Consider the following 20,367-nt stretch of genomic DNA (forward strand, 5'->3'; position numbering starts at 1 on the left):
CACCGTTGTCGATGGAGTCAGATACATAGATTGCGAAAGGGACTTTACCGAACCCAGGCAATGAACCATATACAGCGATGTACAGGAACAGGTACTCACCAAGTACAGTAGTTTTTGCAGCACCACGATGTACCATGTTTGCTACACGTGGCGTAGGCCCTGCAACCTGATCCAACATTCGGTAATGAAGTACCGGTGTCTTATGTGATTCACCTTGAGAACCGTTTACCATTTTGATAAAGGTTACAAATTCAAGTGCGAAGTCACTCGGTACATACGTCTGATCAGCTGAGTAGGACACACCATCGAGCCATTGCTCAACGGTAGGTGATGTATCTAACTCCTCTGTAAACTCTGCAGGTAACTCCTGTCGGATTGCATAACTGAGTGTCGATTCCTTAAGAGACATCTTTCGATTCCCCCTCAATGATCCGAGACTCAGCCGCTTCTTTCACAGTAATGGCTTGAGATTCGATTGCACGTTTCTGTGCAGCGACATACTCCATAGTCGACTGACGTAATGCATCAATTGCACCACCCTCTTTCACACCGATCTCTAACTCAAGCTTCTGAGTCTGTGGTGGTTTCAAATGGTTGAGCAAAGAGTTCGCAGCATTCATACGAACCATCTCAGACTTAGCGTTAAGCATGAGATCGGCTTGAGTGTTCAATGCTTTTTGGAACATATCCTGATTCAGAACCCAAGAAGGAATGAGGGTCTGTTCAAAGATCAGATTCACCAACTTGGATTTGTTGTATGCAGAGATGTACGACGAGATGTCCTTACTGGATACACCTCTCGCCAACCATGACTGATACTTTTCAGGGAACGTCTTGATGTATGAATCAAGGTGCGTATTCCCTAAGAGTTTATGGCTTACATACTTAACGGCTCGCACATACTCAGGGATCGTCCATCGACCTTCTTGCATTACAGTGGTGTAACTCAACAGGTTATCTCGATACGCTTCATACATATCGGGATCTGCAAGGGTGGTATTGATCTGATCTACTAAGTCTTGGTTTACCGTCTTCTTAAATCTATCTGGCAATGCTTCTTGCAATTGCTCTCTCGATAGCAAATTAGACATCGTTTTACTTCCTTGTAAAAAACGCCTGATAGTATACGCACGTACTTGCGTACGTACGTAATCGGGTATATACTCCATCCCATGTTCAGGAGTTACAAGGAAGTAACTTAGCGAGCTAACCCTAGACGACAAGGATGTTATCTAGGGTTTTTTATTACTTAGAAAAAGCCAATGAATCCAAAGAAGAATGAAGCACACCCTTAGGTGCAACCTCCATGAAGTCCTCAATTGTATAAGGCATAGATTCCAAATTAATGTATGGATCATTCGTACTGTAATCGTATGAGGTAGGAGTCATAAGGTGAACCTCCTCAATACATTCGTCTTCCATACGAGTCACCCAGTCCAATGCATGTTGTGGACCAAGTTCTTTTAACCATCTCAGTTGTAGTGCGTTCAAAAGTTTTCCCCCATTTTTCTCTCATATTATATAGGAATGCCCACAGATTGTAGTGGTTAATTAGTGAGCAGAAAGTTTTGATGATCTCAAATAATTTAGTACGGTAGCAGGGTTCTTACAGTCAGGATACCCCCAGGGGGATTGACCCCCCCGGGTATCGGATCAGGAAAAGGATTCTTACCACTACAAATCAATGACCGCTTTCCATTACATAGCCTACTCCATGCGAGTGTATTGATCTGCAAGGCTCGCGCCTTGATCGGCATCTATGCCTTGACTATTGGAGAAACAACATGAACGCAATTAAAGCTATCTTCCTTGCAATTGGTGCATTCGCTCAAGTATTCGTACGCTTAGGTCAAGCAGCGGAGAAAGGTGCTAATGCATTGAACAACCTAGCAGAAGTAGGTGAAGTAAAGAGTGAGAACTTCGTTAAGCTTGCTAAGCTTAATGATGAGGCTACATTCATGGAGGAGCAAGCGAAGATTCAACGCCGTCGTGAGCAGTTGAAGATGGATACTACTACTGTTCACTCGAAGCAAGAAGAACTTAAGCTCAGCCTGTGATACCAATGACCCTACTTAATTGTAGGGTTATTGACTTCATCAACACATACACATGACACAAACACATCAAGACAGTCCATGTGCCAGCCCCTTTGTATGTTAGGAAACCTCCGTCTCGCGGACATCACCCTACCTCATACAGTCCTACACATACACCCTACTCCATTACACTCTCATGCCTACAGTCACCCTATGCACACTATCCAATAGTTCTGAGGGTACAATGATGAGAGAGAAACGTAGGTAAATAGGAGCTTTGGCACTAGGTATACACCTACCTACCTACACTATCTATCACCCTATAGATATGCAAGACCTATACTCTACCCTACTAAATCAGCTACCTATACACTCCCTACATAGTTACCTCGCGGTATGTCTTGGAAATACTTCCTTGACTACATATTGGTGACTACTATGGCTAACACATCTACACGTAAAGCAATGCTTAGTGAAGAACAGATTAATATCCTGTTCACAACAGATGAGTTAATTACCTACACCTTGGATATGTCATTGTCATACAACATGACAACTGAACTCCTAGATTGGGCTGTCCTAGAGCACTGTCTCCTTGTCAATAACATCATTGACATAGATCAAGATGAACATCGTACATGGTACGTGATTCATAAAGATCGCAAGGTTCAGATGCCTCCTATCTAATCCAATATTCCCTACACTCAGTTGTAGGGTTTATTGCTTCCTACCTCTATGACATACATCTCCTTAAGTCGTCTTAATCAGGCTCGCGCCTTGTCTTGGAAACACTTGTTGTGTTCATCCTTGACTATACTTATTGGAGATTTATCTAATGGCTAACAATTCTCGTTTTGTTACTAACACTAATTCATCTAACCAAGATCGTGAGTTTGAAGAAGCTAAAGGCTTCCTAAACTTTGAGATTGAGTTTGATAATGGTGAATTACATAAACTATCTAAGAAAGGTATTCCACTTGTGGAATCAGATCCAGTGCACGCACTGTTAATCAAGATCCTTTCAGAAGACCCAGCTAAAGCTCAGGCTTTGGCAGGCAAGCTTCGTATCACATACGGACAAAAGAAAGTTGTTAATTCAAACAGCTTACAACTGTCACTCTAATATAAGTAGAGCACTTACCAAATGGTAGGTGCTCTATTTGATTTAATGAGTTTGATCAGACAGACAGATAGCAGTTACTCCGAAGCCTCGCGGCTCGTCTGGTGCTATTGGGCACTCACTAACTAAAAGGAGATTACCATGTCAGGTATTACAAAGAAGAATGTACGTCTAGCTCAATTCGTTACACAAGCACGCAAGCAGAAGAACATTGAGAACTTCTTTAATGCTAAATCCATACATAAGATGGTACGTGATGAAATATCACAATCTCCTGAGATTATGGGGAAAGTAGCAGACGGCGTTAAAGCTGTGACTGAGTGGATGTCAAAGGATTACTATGAATCCAAGAATCAACGATTAGATGAAATAGCACTGCTAGACACGTACGCTCTTGTATTCGACATCATCACTACTATCATCATGAAATGTAAGTCACCTATGCCGTTAGTAAACGTGGCATCTATGTGTGCAAACAAGCTCAAGATGATGGACCAAGGTTCAGCTATCCAAACTGTAGCTGAGATTATTGCAGTTCTATGTGAGACAGACCTGTTCGACTTAGAGCGACCAAACAAGTACTCACAGATCAATGTACGCTCATGTATTGCATTATGTGCTGACCTAGAAGAACGTGCTAACTATGCTCAGTTCTTACCTCCTATGTTACATAGACCTCGTACCTTGAAGAACAATCGTCACTCAGGTTACTGGACATGCTCAGGTGACAGCCTAATCTTAGGCGGTTATCAAAATCATCATGATGGACAGTTATCCCTAGATGTATTGAACACTCAGAACAAAAATTGTTTTGAGATTGATACAGACTTCATCTCATCTGTAGAGGAGACACCCTCTAAGAAGGTGGAGAAACGATGGGGTGAGCTTGACGATGACTATGACAACCTTAGTCGTGAAGAAAAGGAAATGTACAAACTTGAAGTGGAAAACTGGGATCAGTACAAACTACAATGTTACAGTACGTACGCACTCATGATTCATCATGGTAATAAGTTCCATTTCCAACACAAGGTAGATAAACGAGGACGAGTTTACTCGTACGGTTATCACATATCACCTCAAGGAAACTCATTCAAGAAAGCTATGCTCAACCTTGCACACAAAGAAGTTGCAACAGGTGCAGACGCATTCATACAAGGCTGTAAGTAATGAATTATTACATCAACCCAAAACGTATTGACCAAAGCCATGATGCAACTTGGGATCCAGTATTACACAGCATCTCAACTAATGTACCTAAGTGGATGTCATACGCTAGACAGCATGACTTCATCTTAGTCCTCGCACCTATGATGAGAAGCAGATATGAAGTTCATGTGCTAGATGTAGGGAGAGTACAACAACTATCTCAGTATGTAGAAATCACTACATTAGCTCAACTTAAATCAGTACAACTAAAGAATTTGGTAATCGTATGAATACACAATTTGCAGAGCTATCGACGTATGTAAATCTCGTAGAACGTGGTGTTATTCCAGGTTACTACACGTCAGTATTTACTTGTGAAGACAGCGTGGCAACATTCATGCTCCACAACTTGTCAGGACAGCTTATAGGATACCAAGAGTATCGACACCTCTGTACAGACAAGTCAGGCAGTAAGCCAAGAGAAGAATCACGCTACTATACTTATGTAACTAAAGGCCAAACAGCAATGTGGGGACTTGAGGGCTTGAATCCATCGCTCAAATACCTCTGTGTAGTTGAGGGGACATTCAAAGCAGCAGCCATACACAAACTTGGTCTAAATGCAGTAGCACTACTGACATCAACACCAAACCAAGATTACATCAATACACTAACCTCTATGCCTTATAAGTTGTTCGCCATTGGTGACAACGATCCATCAGGACATAAGTTAGTAAAAGCAATTGGACATGGCATTGTCAGTCCAAAGGATCTCGATGAGATGACTACAGACGAGATCGTTGACCTCCTCAAGAACGTACTTACGTAAGTAGGTGCGTACTTAAATAACATTGACTATCAGTAATTGGAGAACACCCATGCAATATGTAGCACAACACATCCTCGCAGGTTTAGTACTAGCAACAATCATTGTATTAATGGCAGTACTTTATGGCCTACGAGTTGGTGACAGCAACTTAGTAATGTCTGCACTAATGATCGTAGTTGCATTCGTTATAGCTATGATCCCATGCGCTGTAATCACATACCGTACAACTGCTTAATCTAAATACGTACGTACGTGCACACGTGCGTACTCAATCAAACCACTAACTAAAACATCAAGGAATCAACACATGAAATCTTATACAGGCATTGAATACCTAGCAATCGACTTAGCTAACCACTTCGGTTTAGATAAAGAATTATTTGAGACTCGAATCCAATGGGTAAAAGACAACTGGTCTAACCTAGAGACATTCGCAGATCAAGCAGATGAACCACACTTATACCGTAAGGCTGTACTGAACATTCGTAAAGCAGCACAAGGTATTGAGACTGGGCACATGGTTGCATTAGATGCAACGTGTTCAGGTATCCAAATTATGTCAGCACTCACAGGCTGTCATAAAGGTGCAGATGCTACAGGTCTAATCGATCCAAACAAACGTGCAGATGCATATACTGCAGTACACAAAGCAATTAATGCCATCCTTATCAAACAAGGTATGGATGAGATCAACATCTCTCGTAAAGATGCTAAAGATGCAGTAATGACATCATGTTATGGAAGTAAGAAAATTCCTCGTGATTTATTCGGTGAAGGCCCAGTACTTGAGGCATTCTACGATGCAGCATCAGAAGTAGCAGAAGGCGCATACCAACTGTTAGAAGATCTCATTCAAACATGGCAAGCTTATGCATTGTCACACGACTGGGTAACTCCAGACGGCGACCTTGTACACATCAAAGTAATGCAAAAAGTTGAGAAACGTTTGGAGATTGATGAGTTAGATCATTACCAAATGACAGCTCAGTTCAGCGTACACGAAGGTAAGAAGCGTGGTGTATCAAATGTGGCGAACGTAGTTCACTCATTGGATGCTTACCTGCTTCGTACTATGATTCGTCGCTGTAACTACAATCCAAACCAAGTAAGCAAAGCTATCGAGATGATCACTAAAGAGCTTAGCGTTCGGTACCCTAACTACAAGTTAGAAGTAATGAGCGAGAAGATTGCATTCCATTATGATCTCTATGTTCAAACAAATATGTTAGACACAGTGATCGTACAGCATCTTACCCAGCAAGCATGTGAGTCACTACCATCTGAATACTTAGAGAAACTTCTCAACCTATTAGATCGTATGTCACAGCACAAACCATTCGCTATCGAAACAGTACATGACGCATTTATGTGTCTACCTAACAACTGTGATCGTATGCGTTATTGGTATAAAGAGATCATGGCTGAATTTGCAGAGTCTACAATCTTAGACTTTGTATTCAGCACAATCCTTAAATCAGATGGCCAATATCCAAAATACTCAGACGACTTAGCAGACTTAATCCGTAACAGTGATTATGCAATTTGTTGATTATCCGAACACTTGCGTACGTACTCAGGTACGTACGTATAAAACTTCTTGTATTCCGCACTCCGTGCGGTAGAATGATCAGCAACAAAGCCAATCAGCTTTGCTATCTCAGAATTTTACAGTCCATAACTTCCCCAGTTATGGACTTTTTTTATACCAACGAAAAGATCAGGTAAACCCCATGACCGTACATCACCTTAAAGAGCCTGCAGTAATTAAAGAAATTGCAAACGCCTTCCGTTTAGGCACTGTAGACATTAATGAGCTTGCAACGTTCTACGGTGTCAGTCCTACCACAATTCGTCGAGTACTTGCAGATGAGGGACTTATTAGCTGCCCGACGTTTAAATCAAAACCTGAGAAAGCAATTCTCGAATATCTAAAGCTTCACAACATTACCAGTTTAAATCAACTAAAAGACAGACTCCTAACATCAACGTCTGCACAGGAACTTTACAACAAAATGTCAATCGAATCTCGTGTCGATTGGCTGAATCAATCAGTACAAAGGGGTAAAAACCATGAGCATCTCGAAACTGTTCAACAAAGCAAACACATCTAAGGAAGCACTCAACGCAATCTTGCAGACAGTACCCATAGGGCAACGTAACGAAATGACAGTCTTAATTATGACCCTCGTTACTACAGTTGTTCATGAGGTGCAGAGTGATCTTTCAAACCAAATATCTTAATGTCGTTGATTACTTCGGCATTACCTTGTATCTCCCAAAATTTGTTAAGTATGTGGCAACAGATGCAGACGGTACCATTACCGGATACGCATCAATGCCTGAACTTAGCGAACGAAGCCAATGCTTCAAAGTAGCATCCGATCACCTAGAGGATTACACCACGAATGGTTATATACCATTTATGCGTGTCGATATTCTTGAAGGGGATTGGCGTACTTCATGTATCTCAGTTAATCAACTCACTTGGAAAATCTCCCATGACAAGCAAAGACAAACCAGTATTCATCATTAAAGACAAAGGCCGTGTTTACGATTACTTCGGTATCACCCTGTACATTCCACCGGAATACAAATGGGTAGCCACTGATAAAGACGGCACAATTTGGATGTTCAAACACAAACCTGAACGTCACGACACAGAAGGATGGACATGCCCATCTTGCGAGTACGTGCAAACAGCTCAAGTTATTGATGTAAGCGGATGGAAGTACTCTCGCGTAAAAGTTAAACACTTAGATGAAATTATCGCTTAATCCACGTACGTACCCACGCAAGCACGTACGCAAGTAACTACAATAGGGGGCTCTCCGAGCCCTCGAATGATCTCTCTAATAGGAAACCAAAAGAATGAAAGTATCATTAAGTAAAGCAGCCGAACTTATTCGTAAATACCTTGCAGTAGGTATTGTCCCATTCATGGTGGGTAGTCCTGCAATTGGTAAATCAAGCGTAGTTCATGAGATCGCTGACTCTGCAGGGCTCATTTTAATTGACTATCGCTTGTCTGAACGGGATCCAACAGACATCTCAGGATTCCCAGTTACAGAGAAAGGACGCAGTTACTATGCACCACCTCGTAACCTACCATTAGAAGGGGACGCTTTACCTGAGGGTAAAAATGGTTGGTTACTGTTCCTTGATGAGTTCTCTAATGCACCACCTGCAGTTCAAAACGTAGCATACAAGCTCGTACTTGATCGTATGGTTGGTGATTTCAAACTTCATCCAAACGTACATATCGTTGCTGCAGGTAACAAAGCAACAGACGGCGCAAACGTAGAGGAAATGTCATCCGCATTGGTCTCTCGTATGGCTGTATTTGATGTGGAAGTATTAGCAGAAGACTGGGCGCAGTATGCAAGCTCAGTGGATGCAGATCACCGTATTCTTGGCTTTATCAACTGGCGACCAACGTACCTATACACATTCAACCCTGACTCAGCTCAGGATGTGTATGCATCTCCTCGTACGTGGATGTTCGCAAACAGACTCACCAATGGTAAGCCATTATCAGATGAAGACGTTCTACTCCTTGCCCCTTTAATCAGTGAAGGCGTTGCACGTGAGTTCCTTGTATTCACCTCTATCTATAAATCGTTGCCATCAATCCAAGCAATTATTGCGAACCCTTTGAGTGTAGATGTTCCGACAGCTTTGGACATTCGTTGGGCAACACTTTCTTCGATTGCAGCACATGCATCAGAGGAAAACATTGGAAGCTTACTTAAGTATGTGAACCGATTCCCAGGCGAACTTCGAGTGATCTGCTTAAAACAAACAATCAAGCGTAAGCCTGAACTGTTCGAGCACCCTGATGTGGAGAAATGGTTTGAAGACAATGCGGACGAACTACTTTAAAAGCCAGATCTACCCACACATCCCTGAGATTCTCTTAGGCATGTGTGGGGGATTTTTTCTTATTTTCATTTACTTCATAGTTATTTGGGCAGGTAAAACATGGCTAACCCTTTAGATTTCCCACACCTCTTTGCGGAGGTATCACATAACCACTGCAACACAGTTGGTGTTAATGATCCAACGTATGTCCGTATAGATTGCCCAGTACTTCTACGCAATATGGTGTTGTGTCTCATAGAGAACGAAGGCTTGCGTGTTGACGATAAGGATGCTTACGACGACGAGTCATGCTACTTCGCAATTGAAACAGAATTCAACGCATCAAATCTACAAGATGTGCTTTCCAAGTTAGGGGTACCTCACACATTCACGGTAGAGAGTAGCTATGAGGGGAATAACTCAAATCATTTTCGCTATGTGGATGGAGAGTATAAGTTCCTCCAAAGTAACGAGTACTCAGACCTAGTCTCTGCATCTACTGTACTAGAGCAATTAGAACAGCAAACTTACACAGCATTACGAAAGTATGCACAAGATCGACAGGCAATGGCGGAGTCTTGGGGATTCACACCTACAGACGAAAGCAAAGCAAAACAGATCGCACTTGCATGGACGGTTAAACCATGACACATGAAGATAACGTACAACGTGCTGCATTCTTTGCAGTAAACAAAGCACATAGGCAACTTAACAACTTTGCAAGCTTCTCAGTGCAAGTTGAAGAAATGTCAGCATTTCAGGTTGAAGTACCTACAGTCCTTGAAAGCTACTTACGTCAAATGATGATCAAATATCAAATTGACCCGCAGTTCAATCACATACACACCACATCACGCGAAGGTACCGTGACTCTCTCATTGGATCACACGATTGATGATTGCCAAGTTGAGTTTCAGCTTGCACTAATCAAAGACGGCACACCAATGTCTATCTACATGAATACTGACGATGACCTTTGGAAGCGTTCAGAATTTCGTTGGATTGATGATAAGTACCAAGTATGTAAGTTAAACCACATGAACGACTTCGTGGATCTCCAAATTGTTATTGAGGCCTTCAACAACAACACGTTAGATCAACTCAAGGAAGCTGTACTCAACCAAGAGATTATCTCCTGTCCTGTGCCTTTCTATGATGCAGACATCGCCTACTGTAAACCAATGGCTTTAAAAGCTATATGCGGGAGCATGTAATGGGAGACAGAACAACGGTATACATCCATATACGCAAGGAACACAAAGAGAAAGCAATGAGCTTACTCGAGGTACCTGAACAATGTGTATGGGGAGATCAATACACCCACCTTGTATCTCTTGAGTTCTGTGAAGTGAACTACGCAGATGTTGAGAGTGAGGTAGAGATCCTCTCCAATCACGGTATCCCATTGACATGGGACTGGGGCTCAGGAGGTAGTTACGAAGCAGGCTTCGGATATGCGATCTTTGATGAGGACTGTAATGCAATCCAACACTCCTGGGATATCACAGAACGAGGAATCGATTGTGACAGTCTTCTTAAATTACTAGATGAAGACATAACAATTGAAGAAGTTCGACAAGCAGTTGAATCATACAAAACCAAGCACACCCTTCCCGAACTTGATGAGGAACAAATCAGACGAGGGAAAGTATACGTACTGAGAAGGATTGTAGCAGAGTGAGAAAACGCAATGACCTACGAGACATTGGATTTCCCATGGATGCCTTATTTGACTACAAAGAGGGTACGCTCATTTGGAAACAGCCGCCTGATTCTTACTTTAACTCCCCGAGGGCAATCAAAGGATTCGTTACTCGATTTGTGGGTAAAGAGGCAGGTAGAAAGACAAATGATTATCGGGAGGTGGGAATTAATGGCAAACGGTACGCAGAACATAGAATCATCTACTTCATGCATACCGGAGAGCAACCAGAGTACGTCGATCACATCGATGGAAACCCGCTTAATAACCGCATTGAAAACTTACGCGCAGCAACCAACTCAACCAACCAAGCCAATGCCAAAATGCGTCACGACAACAGCTCAGGCTATAAAGGTGTGTCTTGGCATAAAGGTAAACAGAAGTGGAGAGCCACCATCACTGTTAACGGCAAATCCATTCACCTTGGCTTATTTGACAATCTTGAAGATGCCGTAGCTATACGAAAGCAACGTGCAGAAGCAGTATTCGGAGAATTTATAGACCATGACAGATAATCAAGTCGTCATCACCAAACAAAAGTATGAAGGACTCAAAGAGTTCCTACGTGATGCAACTGTATTCATTAACAAAAACGAAGTACGTATGTCATTAGACGACTATCTCGTTGCAGTCGCTACACGTGAGGAAGTTGAGCGTGAAACCATGCTTAGCTTTTCATTTGTTTAAGTAAGTACGCAGGTACGTAAGTATGAAATATCTAAAGTCTGTTTGTGAAACCTTGGCTTATACAACAAACCAAGAACTCTCAATTGAGTGCCAAGAGGGGATGTACATCCTTCGACGTAAAGAGCAGAACGGTGAGATCACCAATCTGATCGCAGCCAATTCAGAGGATCAAATGCTTGAGCACTTGGATCTGAAATACAGAAATGCAGAACGTAAACGACTTAATGCAGAGGTACGTTTGGGTATCCACCAACGATTCCAAATGCATTGCCGGAAGCACAAAGTATCCATGACAGACACCCTTGAGCGTCTCATGGTTGCACACATGACAAACACAGGCTAAACCAATGAAAGACATCTCAAAAGAATTAAGTCGAAGCAAGATCCTAATGATGGGAAGAAAGGGAGCAATCTTCTTCTCAACAATATGTCTATCGCTTGAGACTATCGTGGACGATTCAATCCCCACAGCTTGTACCAATGGTAAGTACATTAAGTACAACCCTGATTTTTTCCTGTCACTGACAGAAGAAGAACGCATATTCCTCCTTGCACACGAGACCTTGCATGTAGTTTTCCTACACATGGTTCGACGTAAGGACCGATGCCCTCGCTTATGGAATGTAGCTGCAGATTATGTAATTAACGCAGCACTTGTAGAGCAGGGCTTCACCATGATCCAAGGCGCACTGTACAACAAGCGCTTCACTGATATGACCACAGAGGAAGTCTACCGAATACTTGAGAACGAGGATGATGGAACAGAACCTCAATTCAAGGATATTGACGACCTCAGTGAGACACTACCACCCGAGGAGCTAGAGAAAGCACGTAAAGAGATTGAAGGAACAATCATTCGTGCAAAGACACTTGCAGAACTCTCAGGTGAGGTTCAACTGTCCAATGGTATTAAGCGACTACTTTCAGAGTTGCTTGATCCTAAACTCCCATGGCAACGCATTCTTGCACGTTATCTGTCAACGCAGATGTGTAAGAGTGATTACTCGTGGAAGCGTCCAAAACAACGTGGAGGCACGTACTTGCCGAGGCTCCGCTCGCCTCAAGCGGGTGAGATTGACGTTGCTATTGATGTCAGTGGATCTGTATCTGCAAAAGACTTTGAAGCATTCATGGCTGAACTCTTTGGCATTCTCAAGAAGGTCAAACCAAGTGCAGTAAATGTGACCCAGTTCGACCACCTACTACGAGGAGACGCAAAAGTTAAGTCAGTTCGAGACTTACAACGTGTCGCATTCACAGGAGGAGGGGGAACTCTTGCATCAATTGCCTATCTCGCTTTTGCAGAGCACAAACAGTCTCAGCTTTTGGTCATTGTCACTGACGGCGGTATCCATCCACACGATACCCTCCCGAAAGAAGGCAGACCTGTTCTATGGGTTATTTACAACAACCCACGCTTTGTTGCACCTAACCGTACAGACAAAGTTATCCATTTCACCTTGTAATTAAAAAGAAGATTCCCATGCAATTAACTAACTGCCAACAAAATGCTCGTAAAGAGTTTTATGAATTTTTACGTTCAGACGAGGAAGCAATGATCTTAGAAGGTTATGCCGGTACAGGTAAAACCACATTGGTCATGCACTTAATTACTGAGATCCAAAAGATTGACGAACTCAAACGAACTACCGTACCAACACACCCTGACACTGAGTTTGCCTTGACAGCTACAACGAACAAGGCTGCAGAAGCATTGGAAATGGCATCAGGAATGGAGGCAGTAACAATCCATTCACACCTGGGAATTGGTGTACGTACAGACTACTCAACAGGGGAAAACCATCTTACACGTAAGCGTAATGCGGAGGATCCAGTAGGTCAGATCATCTTTGTTGACGAAGCATCATTTATTGATGACAAGTTACTCAGCATGATCAAGTATGCAACGCGCCAATCGAAAGTAGTATTCATGGGCGATCCAACACAGCTAACACCTGTGAAATGTGTGACAACACCTGCATTCGATCAAAAAATTCGACGTGCGAAACTGGAACAGGTTGTACGCCAAGCTGCAGATAATCCAATCCAAGCATTAACAAAAGGATTGCGTGAGCACATCTTAGGTGGCCCATTCCCACAATGCGCTCCTGACGGTGAGTTCATCATCCACAAGAACCGTGGTGATTTTGATCTTATGGTTCGTGATGAGTTCACCCGAGACGGTTGGAAGTCTAAAGACAGTCGTATGCTTGCATGGACTAACAAGACAGTGATTGCCTATAACAATGGTTTACATAGTATGGCCAAAGGTCGCCCAAGCTTTGCTGTAGGTGATCAAGCCATTAATAACCATTTTCTTGCGAACGGTAAGAACCCGATCAAAACAGATGCTTTAGTGACAATCACTCGTCTAGGTGAAGAACGTACAAACTACAATGTTCTCGGACGCTCAGTGGATACAACCAACTCACTCGGACTGTTTTTACCGAATAATCCAAGTGATATTGATAAAGCGGTTGCACGTGCAGTAGCAGAGGGAGACCCTGTAAAAGTTAAGGAGATTCAAACGACTTGGGCAGACTTCCGAGCAGCCTATGCTTGTACAGTCAACAAGTCTCAAGGATCAACCTATGACATTGCATTCGTTGACCTAGATGATATTGGTAAAGCGCATGACAGCGACCAACTTGCACGTATGTTGTATGTAGCGATCAGTCGTGCACGTACCAAAGTCATCCTAACAGGAGACCTCGTGTGAGAAAGCCGTACTCAGCTCCATTCAACGTACAAAAGGATATGATCAATTTCCTTTACACGAAACCAAACGCTAACTTGTGTGAGGAGATGGACACCATCCTTTCACAACACAAAGTAGCAACAGGCGCAACAGGGTTCACTTATAAGGGCGCATTCTATGGGATGCGTTCGCGTCAGTTGCCTAAACCCTTAGACCTTCCAGATCTGAAAGAACGTATGGATACTCTGTTGGTTGCAGATCAAGCACTCAATGCAGAGAAAGCCTACGTTACAAGCTACATAACTGCTATCCTTAACATGGGTACGTGCTTACGTACGTACTTACAGGTTTTTCCCTCAGCTGTACACGATATTGTGCGAAAACATATCACCACTGAGACCTTGGAAGGATTCAGTGAGGAGCACATTGAGATGGCACTTCGTTACAACAAGCGTGGGGAACAGCTGTTTAAGCAACGGATTCTGAAAAACACGGTAATGGACTAACATGCTACACATGACATTTGTTGGTGAGCCACAGGAACGCTATAAAGTAGCGATCCTAATCAAGCCAACATATCTAACAGAACGCGAGCTTCGGGAGTACTACGTTGCTCCCTTAGCAAAGAAAGGCATCAAAGAGTCGGAAGTAATTGCATTCTCCTTACGCTATGAAAACAATAAGGCAGGTACTAAGGTCGTCAAGTCATACCTTGAAGAACTTATGCCTGTGCTATTGGAACTTGGAATCCAGTACATCTACTGTGCTGATAGTTCCTACTTCAAAGTATTAGCGAAGCAATCAAAAGCAGACGGTCACTTTGGTTATATGTACAACGTGCACCACAAGCAATGTGAACACATGCAAGTAACCGTTGGACTCAACCATGGTGCTTTAATTTACAACCCGGAACAGATCTCAAAAATTGATTTATCAATCGACGCACTGGCTGACGTAATCAACGGCAACTACAGTGTGTTAGGTGCAGACATCATTCACTACGAAGACTACCCAAACAGTCTTGCCGGTATCGAATGGATGTTGAATACCTTACATCAAAAACCTGTCATTACATGCGACATCGAGACATTCAGTCTTAATGTCAATGAGGCAGGTTTAGGGACAATTGCATTTGCATGGAGCAAACACGAAGGGACGGCGTTCTGTGTAGACTATGTCGCACACACAGGGGTAGATGTTAAAGACGGACACTACGGGTATCGTCACCACAACCTTGCAGTACGAAAACTCTTACGTCGATTCTTTGAATCGTATAAAGGTAAGCTGATTTTCCATAATGCAACTTACGATACAAAAGTGATGATCCGTGAATTATGGATGAAGGATCCACTTGATCGTATCGGTCTGTTACATGGATTGCATACAATTTATCGTTCAATCCATGACACCAAGATCATTGCATACCTTGCGACTAACAGTACTGCAGGTAATGAACTTGGATTAAAAGTCTTGGCACATGAGTTCGCAGGTAACTGGGCTCAGGATGACATTAAGGACATTCGACGTATCCCTGAGCAAGACTTGCTTCGCTATAACCTTGTGGACTGCTTAAGTACATTCTATGTATTTGAGAAGTACTACCCAATCATGATCGCTGACAAGCAATTAGAGCTGTATGACTCTTTGATGGTACCAACCTTAAAAGTACTCACACAGATCGAGTTGATTGGTATGCCTATGGATCCTGAACGGATTAAGGCAGCACGAGCAAAACTTGGGGCAGAGGAAGCCAAAGCATTAAAAGTTATCTTTGCATCACCTGAGGTTAAGCAAGCTGGGTTATTAATCCAATACTATGAGATGGAGAAAGCGAATGCCAAGCTAAAAACCAAAGTGAAGCCGATAGAAGACTTTGCTCACATCACGTTCAACCCGAACAGTGGAGCACACTTAGCTGTACTTCTTCACGAAGTAATGAAGCTACCAGTGTTAGAGCGTACCAAAACGAAGTTACCGGCAACAGGTGGTGACATCATTGAGAAGCTTTTAAACCACGCAGATGAAGCACAGCAAGTCACTCTCCAAGGCATTATTGACTTAGGTAGTGTGGCCAAAATCCTATCAGCATTCTTACCTGCATTTGAATCAGGGACAATGAAAGCTGACGGACGCATGTACTTACATGGTGGATTCAACTTAGGAGGTACAGTATCAGGGCGTTTATCGTCATCGAAACCAAACCTACAAAACTTACCATCAGGAAGTAAGTGGGGCAAACTCATCAAGGAGTGCTTTGCAGCTGCAGCCGGACACTTATTCTGTGGTGCTGACTTCAACGCACTGGAAGACCGAATCAATACACTACTCACGAAAGATCCTAACAAGCTTAAGATCTACACTGAGGGTTATGACGGTCACTGTTTCCGAGCTTTCTACTACTGGCCTGAAAAGATGGCAGGTATTGTAGATACGGTTGAGTCAATCAACAGTATTAAAGACAAGTTCCCTAAACTTCGTAACCGATCTAAATCACCGTCATTCGCTATGCAATATGCAGGTACATGGTCAACACTCGTTAAAAACTGTGGTTTCGATAAAACAGAAGCCATGCGAGTAGAATCCAACTACCACAAGATGTATGTAGCTTCGGATGAATGGATGAAAGTACAAATCCAAGAGTGCTGTGATAAAGGCTATGCAACCGTTGCATTTGGTTTACGAATCCGTACACCACTCCTTAAACAGACAATCTTAGGTACATGCAAAACTCCGAAAGAAGCAGAAGCCGAAGCACGAAGCGTAGGTAATGCGATCTCAGGACAGTCGTACGGTCTCCTGAACAACCGAGCAATCGTAGAGTTCATGGACAGAGTTTGGAACTCTGAATACAAGTACGACATTGTACCGGTTGCACTTATTCACGATGCGATCTATCTGATCATCAAGGATGACGTAGACATTGTGAACTGGGCAAACAACAATTTAACTGAATGTATGGCTTGGAACGAGTTACCGGAGATTCAACATGAATCGATTAAACTCAGTGCCGAGTTAGACATTTATTACCCTAACTGGTCTAGCGCTATCACACTACCTAACAACACAACACCTGAGCAAGTCTCAGCTATTTGTAAGGATTGGTACGCTGATAACATGCAAGAGAAAATGGCAGCATGATTAAACGTAGTATTCACGAGTTCACATCTCACAGCTATTGGAGTGGAAAGATCCACATTCCTTTCATCCGTCAGACACTTGAAGTAGGAGTTGAAAATGGTCTCATTTCTTTTATTCATCATGGGATGACATATACCGTTGCCTTAAACCAAGTAGCAAAGGTACAGAAAGATGGATCAATCTTAGTGGCACTTGGACGTAAGAATAAGTTCCGCTCATTACGAAAACCTATCGGTCTTCCATCACATACAGGCATCTACTTTGTCACTCACAAGAATGGTTCAATCACTCTTGGTGACTTAGAGCGTAAGCGTGTATGGGAAGACAATGTACCCAAAACATCAATGGCACAGGCATTTCAGGTTGCGTTTGCATAGTCCTTAACCAAAATACGTACGTGCTTACTTGAGTGCGTACGTACGCATGTATAAGATACTCACATTGTCGATAAAGGATTAGACGCAATGTTTCACCGTACACCGGAAAAGTACAAGTATCAAACTGCAAACATCATTGCAGGCGTAGCGGAATTACCTTATGTATCACGTGGTCGTATCCAAGGTTGGGTAATACCAGGGGGACAGATCGTTAAGTGTAAGGTCGCTGCATTAGAGTATGCGAATCGTATGAACCAATTTATGTGTGAGAACATGCCATCATTTAAGCGTAAGCGTCTCTAATTTAGTGACGGTTGCTTTAAAGGCTTACACTACGGGCTTTGAATTTTTTGAGGATGCAAAGGAATGCATATCCCAGAATCACCAAGCCCACCACCATACGACATCGTGACTCTTGTCATCACATGCCTTGTGGTTCTTATTACTGGATTCATCTCTGTCGCAAGACGAGTAATCCAAGAAGGACAAACGAATTGGATATTAATCGCTACTGAATACGCTGCATGTCTTGTAGTTGCATTCTTAGCGTATGAAGCTTACCCCGCTATGAAACCACACTTACCAAGTTGGTTGAGTTGGATCTCCCAAAACATTGTCACCGCAACAGGTGCATGGATCGGGATTAGGGCATTCCACGTAGCTGAGCACTACACCTCCAATAAGTTTAAACCTTCTACATGAATACAAAGGCTCTGAGAAATCAGGGCCTTTTTCTTTTATATGAATAAAGGTCTAACGAATATGACATCAACATCAATCACCTTATCGAACATCTCTGCATTAGACATGCAAAAATTTGCAAAGTATGCGCTCGACAACCAAATTGAGCCAAACACAGTAATCACAGAATTACTTAAAGAAGCTGAAACCAAAACAAAGTTACCGTACCAAGTTCTTGTTGATGCCTATGATCAGGTCACTGACAACATTGCATCGTACGAACAATACATTGAAACGCTACATAGCTTTAATGAGTTCTGTGATGCATACGAAGACTTTGCTGAGGCAGATAAAACCTACCCTGAGTTTAAGGAAGCATTCCACAAGTATGCACAAATGCGCCAACGTGCAGCACAGGTCGGGGAAAAACTCCTAGTTGCTGCACAATCCAAAGAAAACCCGTACCGTTATGCAATCGTGTACAAGGACTTCTAAGATGGCGACATTAGGACAAGCACTTAAATTACCAGGTATTTACATCCACCAAGTAGATCACCAATTTATCGAGGACGCTAACGAGATTGATGCCGAGGATGTTCCCTTAGGTATCGAGATCACACCCGAGACAGTACTTCAACTTATACCGATAGACCAACACGCTGAAAATGTTTACTTGGATTACGGCGCTGAGATTACCTTATCAGGGATTTATCCTGACATTTACCTCGTACAAGATCTAGAAGATCAAGAACGTATGCTTAAGCTAGGACGATTCACATCGTTGAATCCATCGGAGTTAGGGCTATGAACAAGTGTCACCATCTTGTGACAGTGCCTCAAGGAGACAGCATTCATACTGCTGTACATAAGTTTATTGACCACTTGGACGGGGTGAATCACGTAGTTGTAAGTCATGCGATCTACCTACGAGATAACGTACGAGTTATATCAATCATTACCCGAGAGAAATCTTTCCTTGAACGCATCTTCTCCAAATAGCCTAAGCGAGTATATGCACGCTCGCTTCCCGCCCATATCTTCTTTCAGTGAATTTATAGGTGGTACCAATCCCTTACCCTTACTCACTGTAGTCCAGTTTGACGATTTCCCGGGATTCACCGGGATTGAACGCCAACCTGTATTCGAGCAATGGCTTTGTGTAGGAGGAAAAATTGCGGACCGAGACTTCGGATCGTATTACTGCCTCATCTATCAACACGTAGCATTAGGTGAAGAACTTCGCAAACTTGTACTTGATGCACGGGTAGAACCATCAAAGTTTATAAAGAAGGCAGTCGTTGTTCATTTAGAACCTACCTCCTCACATCCTTCTGGTGATGAAATCTACCTACAGTTTGGAGAGTTCAAGAAGACGTACATTCCTCGGTCTGTGGCATTGTCTTAAGTATGCGGTACACAGTGGACTCACTCACATCACATGCCTTGGCAACCTGAGCGTACGTTAGTACATCGAGCACAAGAAGGTCTCTGACCTTTTTATGTTTAACAGGGTCGATCTGTTTACCTTTGGATTTATATCCGGAGCGAGCAATCCCCTGCTTAATACGTTCGATACGTTTCTCGTTATCAAGTCTGGCCATAGTAGCCAACAGATCAATGAGCATGTTGTTCATGAAACCAAGGATAGATGAAGTGATCCCACCTTGATCCTCAAACTGGACGTAACTGGTTGGCAGATCAGCAACAACCAAACGGAGACCTTTCTCCTTTATTCGATCTTTCAAGATCTCAAAATTTGACTGAGTTAAGCGAGACAGTCGGTCAACAGACTCCACAAGGAGAATGTCACCCTGTTCAGCTTCCTCAAGTAGACGACTTAGTTCGGGACGATTCAATTTAGTCCCGGAGAAGTTCTCTACATAAACAGAATTGGATTCACCCATGGATTTACTGAACTCAATCAGATCAGCCAATGCACGTTCAGCGTCTTGGTCTTTTGTTGATGCTCTCACATAAATTCTAATGGTTTTTGTCATTTGAGTATCTCATGGTAAGTCTATATGACAAATCTGTCATAGGAGTCATGTAGATAGTCTAATGACATAAACGAAGGTAATCCACCCCAAACTAG

28 protein-coding genes are annotated in these 20,367 nt (G+C 42.8%); 25 read left to right on the forward strand and 3 right to left on the reverse strand.

The annotated features are described in order from the left end of the window. Positions 1–398: 398 nt before the first annotated feature. Both AC5YCE_RS09110 and AC5YCE_RS09115 read right to left on the reverse strand, forming a co-directional pair. Positions 399–1,091 (reverse strand): hypothetical protein, encoded by a 693-nt coding sequence (locus tag AC5YCE_RS09110; protein WP_496171816.1) that lies wholly within the window; start codon positions 1,089–1,091, stop codon positions 399–401. Positions 1,092–1,245: 154 nt separating this feature from the next. After that, positions 1,246–1,491, reverse strand: a complete 246-nt coding sequence (locus AC5YCE_RS09115; RefSeq protein ID WP_496171817.1) for a hypothetical protein — start codon at positions 1,489–1,491, stop codon at positions 1,246–1,248. Positions 1,492–1,784: 293 nt separating this feature from the next. On the opposite strand from AC5YCE_RS09115, the gene AC5YCE_RS09120 reads away from it, so the two are divergent. From AC5YCE_RS09120 to AC5YCE_RS09240, 25 genes are all read left to right on the forward strand, one after another. Further along, positions 1,785–2,057, forward strand: coding sequence for a hypothetical protein (locus AC5YCE_RS09120; RefSeq protein WP_496171818.1), 273 nt, complete (start codon positions 1,785–1,787; stop codon positions 2,055–2,057). A 417-nt stretch (positions 2,058–2,474) separates the two neighbouring features. Further along, the gene (locus AC5YCE_RS09125; protein ID WP_496171819.1) at positions 2,475–2,723 is read left to right on the forward strand and encodes a hypothetical protein; all 249 of its coding nucleotides are present in this window, start codon (positions 2,475–2,477) and stop codon (positions 2,721–2,723) included. Positions 2,724–2,871: 148 nt separating this feature from the next. Then, complete coding sequence (locus AC5YCE_RS09130) at positions 2,872–3,159, forward strand: hypothetical protein (RefSeq protein WP_496171820.1); 288 nt, start codon at positions 2,872–2,874, stop codon at positions 3,157–3,159. Positions 3,160–3,297: 138 nt separating this feature from the next. Further along, a complete protein-coding gene (locus AC5YCE_RS09135) occupies positions 3,298–4,326 on the forward strand; it encodes a hypothetical protein (RefSeq protein ID WP_496171821.1) in 1,029 nt (342 codons plus the stop codon). Between the two features lie 505 nt (positions 4,327–4,831). Beyond that, entirely contained in the window at positions 4,832–5,134 is a 303-nt protein-coding gene (locus AC5YCE_RS09140; protein ID WP_496171822.1) for a toprim domain-containing protein, read from the forward strand. A gap of 307 nt (positions 5,135–5,441) precedes the next feature. Further along, positions 5,442–6,683 (forward strand): DNA-directed RNA polymerase, encoded by a 1,242-nt coding sequence (locus AC5YCE_RS09145; protein ID WP_496171823.1) that lies wholly within the window; start codon positions 5,442–5,444, stop codon positions 6,681–6,683. Positions 6,684–6,864: 181 nt separating this feature from the next. After that, positions 6,865–7,245 carry a DeoR family transcriptional regulator gene (locus tag AC5YCE_RS09150; RefSeq protein ID WP_496171824.1) on the forward strand — a complete coding sequence of 127 codons (381 nt, stop codon included), beginning with the start codon at positions 6,865–6,867 and terminating at the stop codon, positions 7,243–7,245. A gap of 104 nt (positions 7,246–7,349) precedes the next feature. Further along, positions 7,350–7,667, forward strand: coding sequence for a hypothetical protein (locus tag AC5YCE_RS09155; RefSeq protein WP_496171825.1), 318 nt, complete (start codon positions 7,350–7,352; stop codon positions 7,665–7,667). Further along, a complete protein-coding gene (locus tag AC5YCE_RS09160; protein WP_496171826.1) occupies positions 7,633–7,908 on the forward strand; it encodes a hypothetical protein in 276 nt (91 codons plus the stop codon). The genes AC5YCE_RS09155 and AC5YCE_RS09160 overlap by 35 nt, the downstream gene beginning before the upstream one ends. Before the next feature lie 94 nt (positions 7,909–8,002). Next, positions 8,003–9,013 (forward strand): AAA family ATPase, encoded by a 1,011-nt coding sequence (locus AC5YCE_RS09165; protein ID WP_496171827.1) that lies wholly within the window; start codon positions 8,003–8,005, stop codon positions 9,011–9,013. 249 nt (positions 9,014–9,262) lie between these two features. Then, positions 9,263–9,640: a hypothetical protein gene (locus AC5YCE_RS09170; protein ID WP_496171828.1), complete on the forward strand. Its 378-nt coding sequence runs from the start codon at positions 9,263–9,265 to the stop codon at positions 9,638–9,640. Further along, positions 9,637–10,206, forward strand: a complete 570-nt coding sequence (locus AC5YCE_RS09175) for a hypothetical protein (RefSeq protein ID WP_496171829.1) — start codon at positions 9,637–9,639, stop codon at positions 10,204–10,206. Before AC5YCE_RS09170 ends, AC5YCE_RS09175 begins: the two co-directional genes overlap by 4 nt. Further along, positions 10,206–10,673, forward strand: a complete 468-nt coding sequence (locus tag AC5YCE_RS09180) for a hypothetical protein (RefSeq protein WP_496171830.1) — start codon at positions 10,206–10,208, stop codon at positions 10,671–10,673. The genes AC5YCE_RS09175 and AC5YCE_RS09180 overlap by 1 nt, the downstream gene beginning before the upstream one ends. Before the next feature lie 35 nt (positions 10,674–10,708). Continuing rightward, positions 10,709–11,209, forward strand: coding sequence for an HNH endonuclease (locus AC5YCE_RS09185; protein WP_496171831.1), 501 nt, complete (start codon positions 10,709–10,711; stop codon positions 11,207–11,209). Further along, on the forward strand, positions 11,199–11,381 hold the full coding sequence (locus AC5YCE_RS09190; RefSeq protein WP_496171832.1) for a hypothetical protein: 183 nt from the start codon (positions 11,199–11,201) through the stop codon (positions 11,379–11,381). The genes AC5YCE_RS09185 and AC5YCE_RS09190 overlap by 11 nt, the downstream gene beginning before the upstream one ends. Before the next feature lie 22 nt (positions 11,382–11,403). After that, a complete protein-coding gene (locus tag AC5YCE_RS09195; RefSeq protein ID WP_496171833.1) occupies positions 11,404–11,724 on the forward strand; it encodes a hypothetical protein in 321 nt (106 codons plus the stop codon). Positions 11,725–11,773: 49 nt separating this feature from the next. After that, entirely contained in the window at positions 11,774–12,847 is a 1,074-nt protein-coding gene (locus tag AC5YCE_RS09200) for a vWA domain-containing protein (RefSeq protein ID WP_496171861.1), read from the forward strand. A 17-nt stretch (positions 12,848–12,864) separates the two neighbouring features. Then, on the forward strand, positions 12,865–14,100 hold the full coding sequence (locus tag AC5YCE_RS09205; RefSeq protein WP_496171834.1) for an ATP-dependent DNA helicase: 1,236 nt from the start codon (positions 12,865–12,867) through the stop codon (positions 14,098–14,100). Between the two features lie 161 nt (positions 14,101–14,261). Next, positions 14,262–14,585 carry a hypothetical protein gene (locus tag AC5YCE_RS09210; RefSeq protein WP_496171835.1) on the forward strand — a complete coding sequence of 108 codons (324 nt, stop codon included), beginning with the start codon at positions 14,262–14,264 and terminating at the stop codon, positions 14,583–14,585. Position 14,586: 1 nt separating this feature from the next. After that, complete coding sequence (locus AC5YCE_RS09215; protein WP_496171836.1) at positions 14,587–17,217, forward strand: DNA polymerase; 2,631 nt, start codon at positions 14,587–14,589, stop codon at positions 17,215–17,217. Then, entirely contained in the window at positions 17,214–17,594 is a 381-nt protein-coding gene (locus AC5YCE_RS09220) for a hypothetical protein (RefSeq protein WP_496171837.1), read from the forward strand. Before AC5YCE_RS09215 ends, AC5YCE_RS09220 begins: the two co-directional genes overlap by 4 nt. A gap of 87 nt (positions 17,595–17,681) precedes the next feature. Beyond that, a complete protein-coding gene (locus AC5YCE_RS09225) occupies positions 17,682–17,897 on the forward strand; it encodes a hypothetical protein (RefSeq protein WP_496171838.1) in 216 nt (71 codons plus the stop codon). Positions 17,898–17,960: 63 nt separating this feature from the next. Then, positions 17,961–18,296: a hypothetical protein gene (locus tag AC5YCE_RS09230; protein WP_496171839.1), complete on the forward strand. Its 336-nt coding sequence runs from the start codon at positions 17,961–17,963 to the stop codon at positions 18,294–18,296. A gap of 60 nt (positions 18,297–18,356) precedes the next feature. After that, a complete protein-coding gene (locus tag AC5YCE_RS09235) occupies positions 18,357–18,770 on the forward strand; it encodes a hypothetical protein (protein WP_496171840.1) in 414 nt (137 codons plus the stop codon). A 1-nt stretch (position 18,771) separates the two neighbouring features. Then, positions 18,772–19,083 carry a hypothetical protein gene (locus AC5YCE_RS09240; protein WP_496171841.1) on the forward strand — a complete coding sequence of 104 codons (312 nt, stop codon included), beginning with the start codon at positions 18,772–18,774 and terminating at the stop codon, positions 19,081–19,083. 556 nt (positions 19,084–19,639) lie between these two features. On the opposite strand, the gene AC5YCE_RS09245 is transcribed toward AC5YCE_RS09240, so the two are convergent. Next, positions 19,640–20,272, reverse strand: coding sequence for a recombinase family protein (locus tag AC5YCE_RS09245; protein WP_496171842.1), 633 nt, complete (start codon positions 20,270–20,272; stop codon positions 19,640–19,642). Positions 20,273–20,367 lie beyond the last annotated feature (95 nt).

The organism is Acinetobacter sp. CY79 (assembly GCF_059515845.1).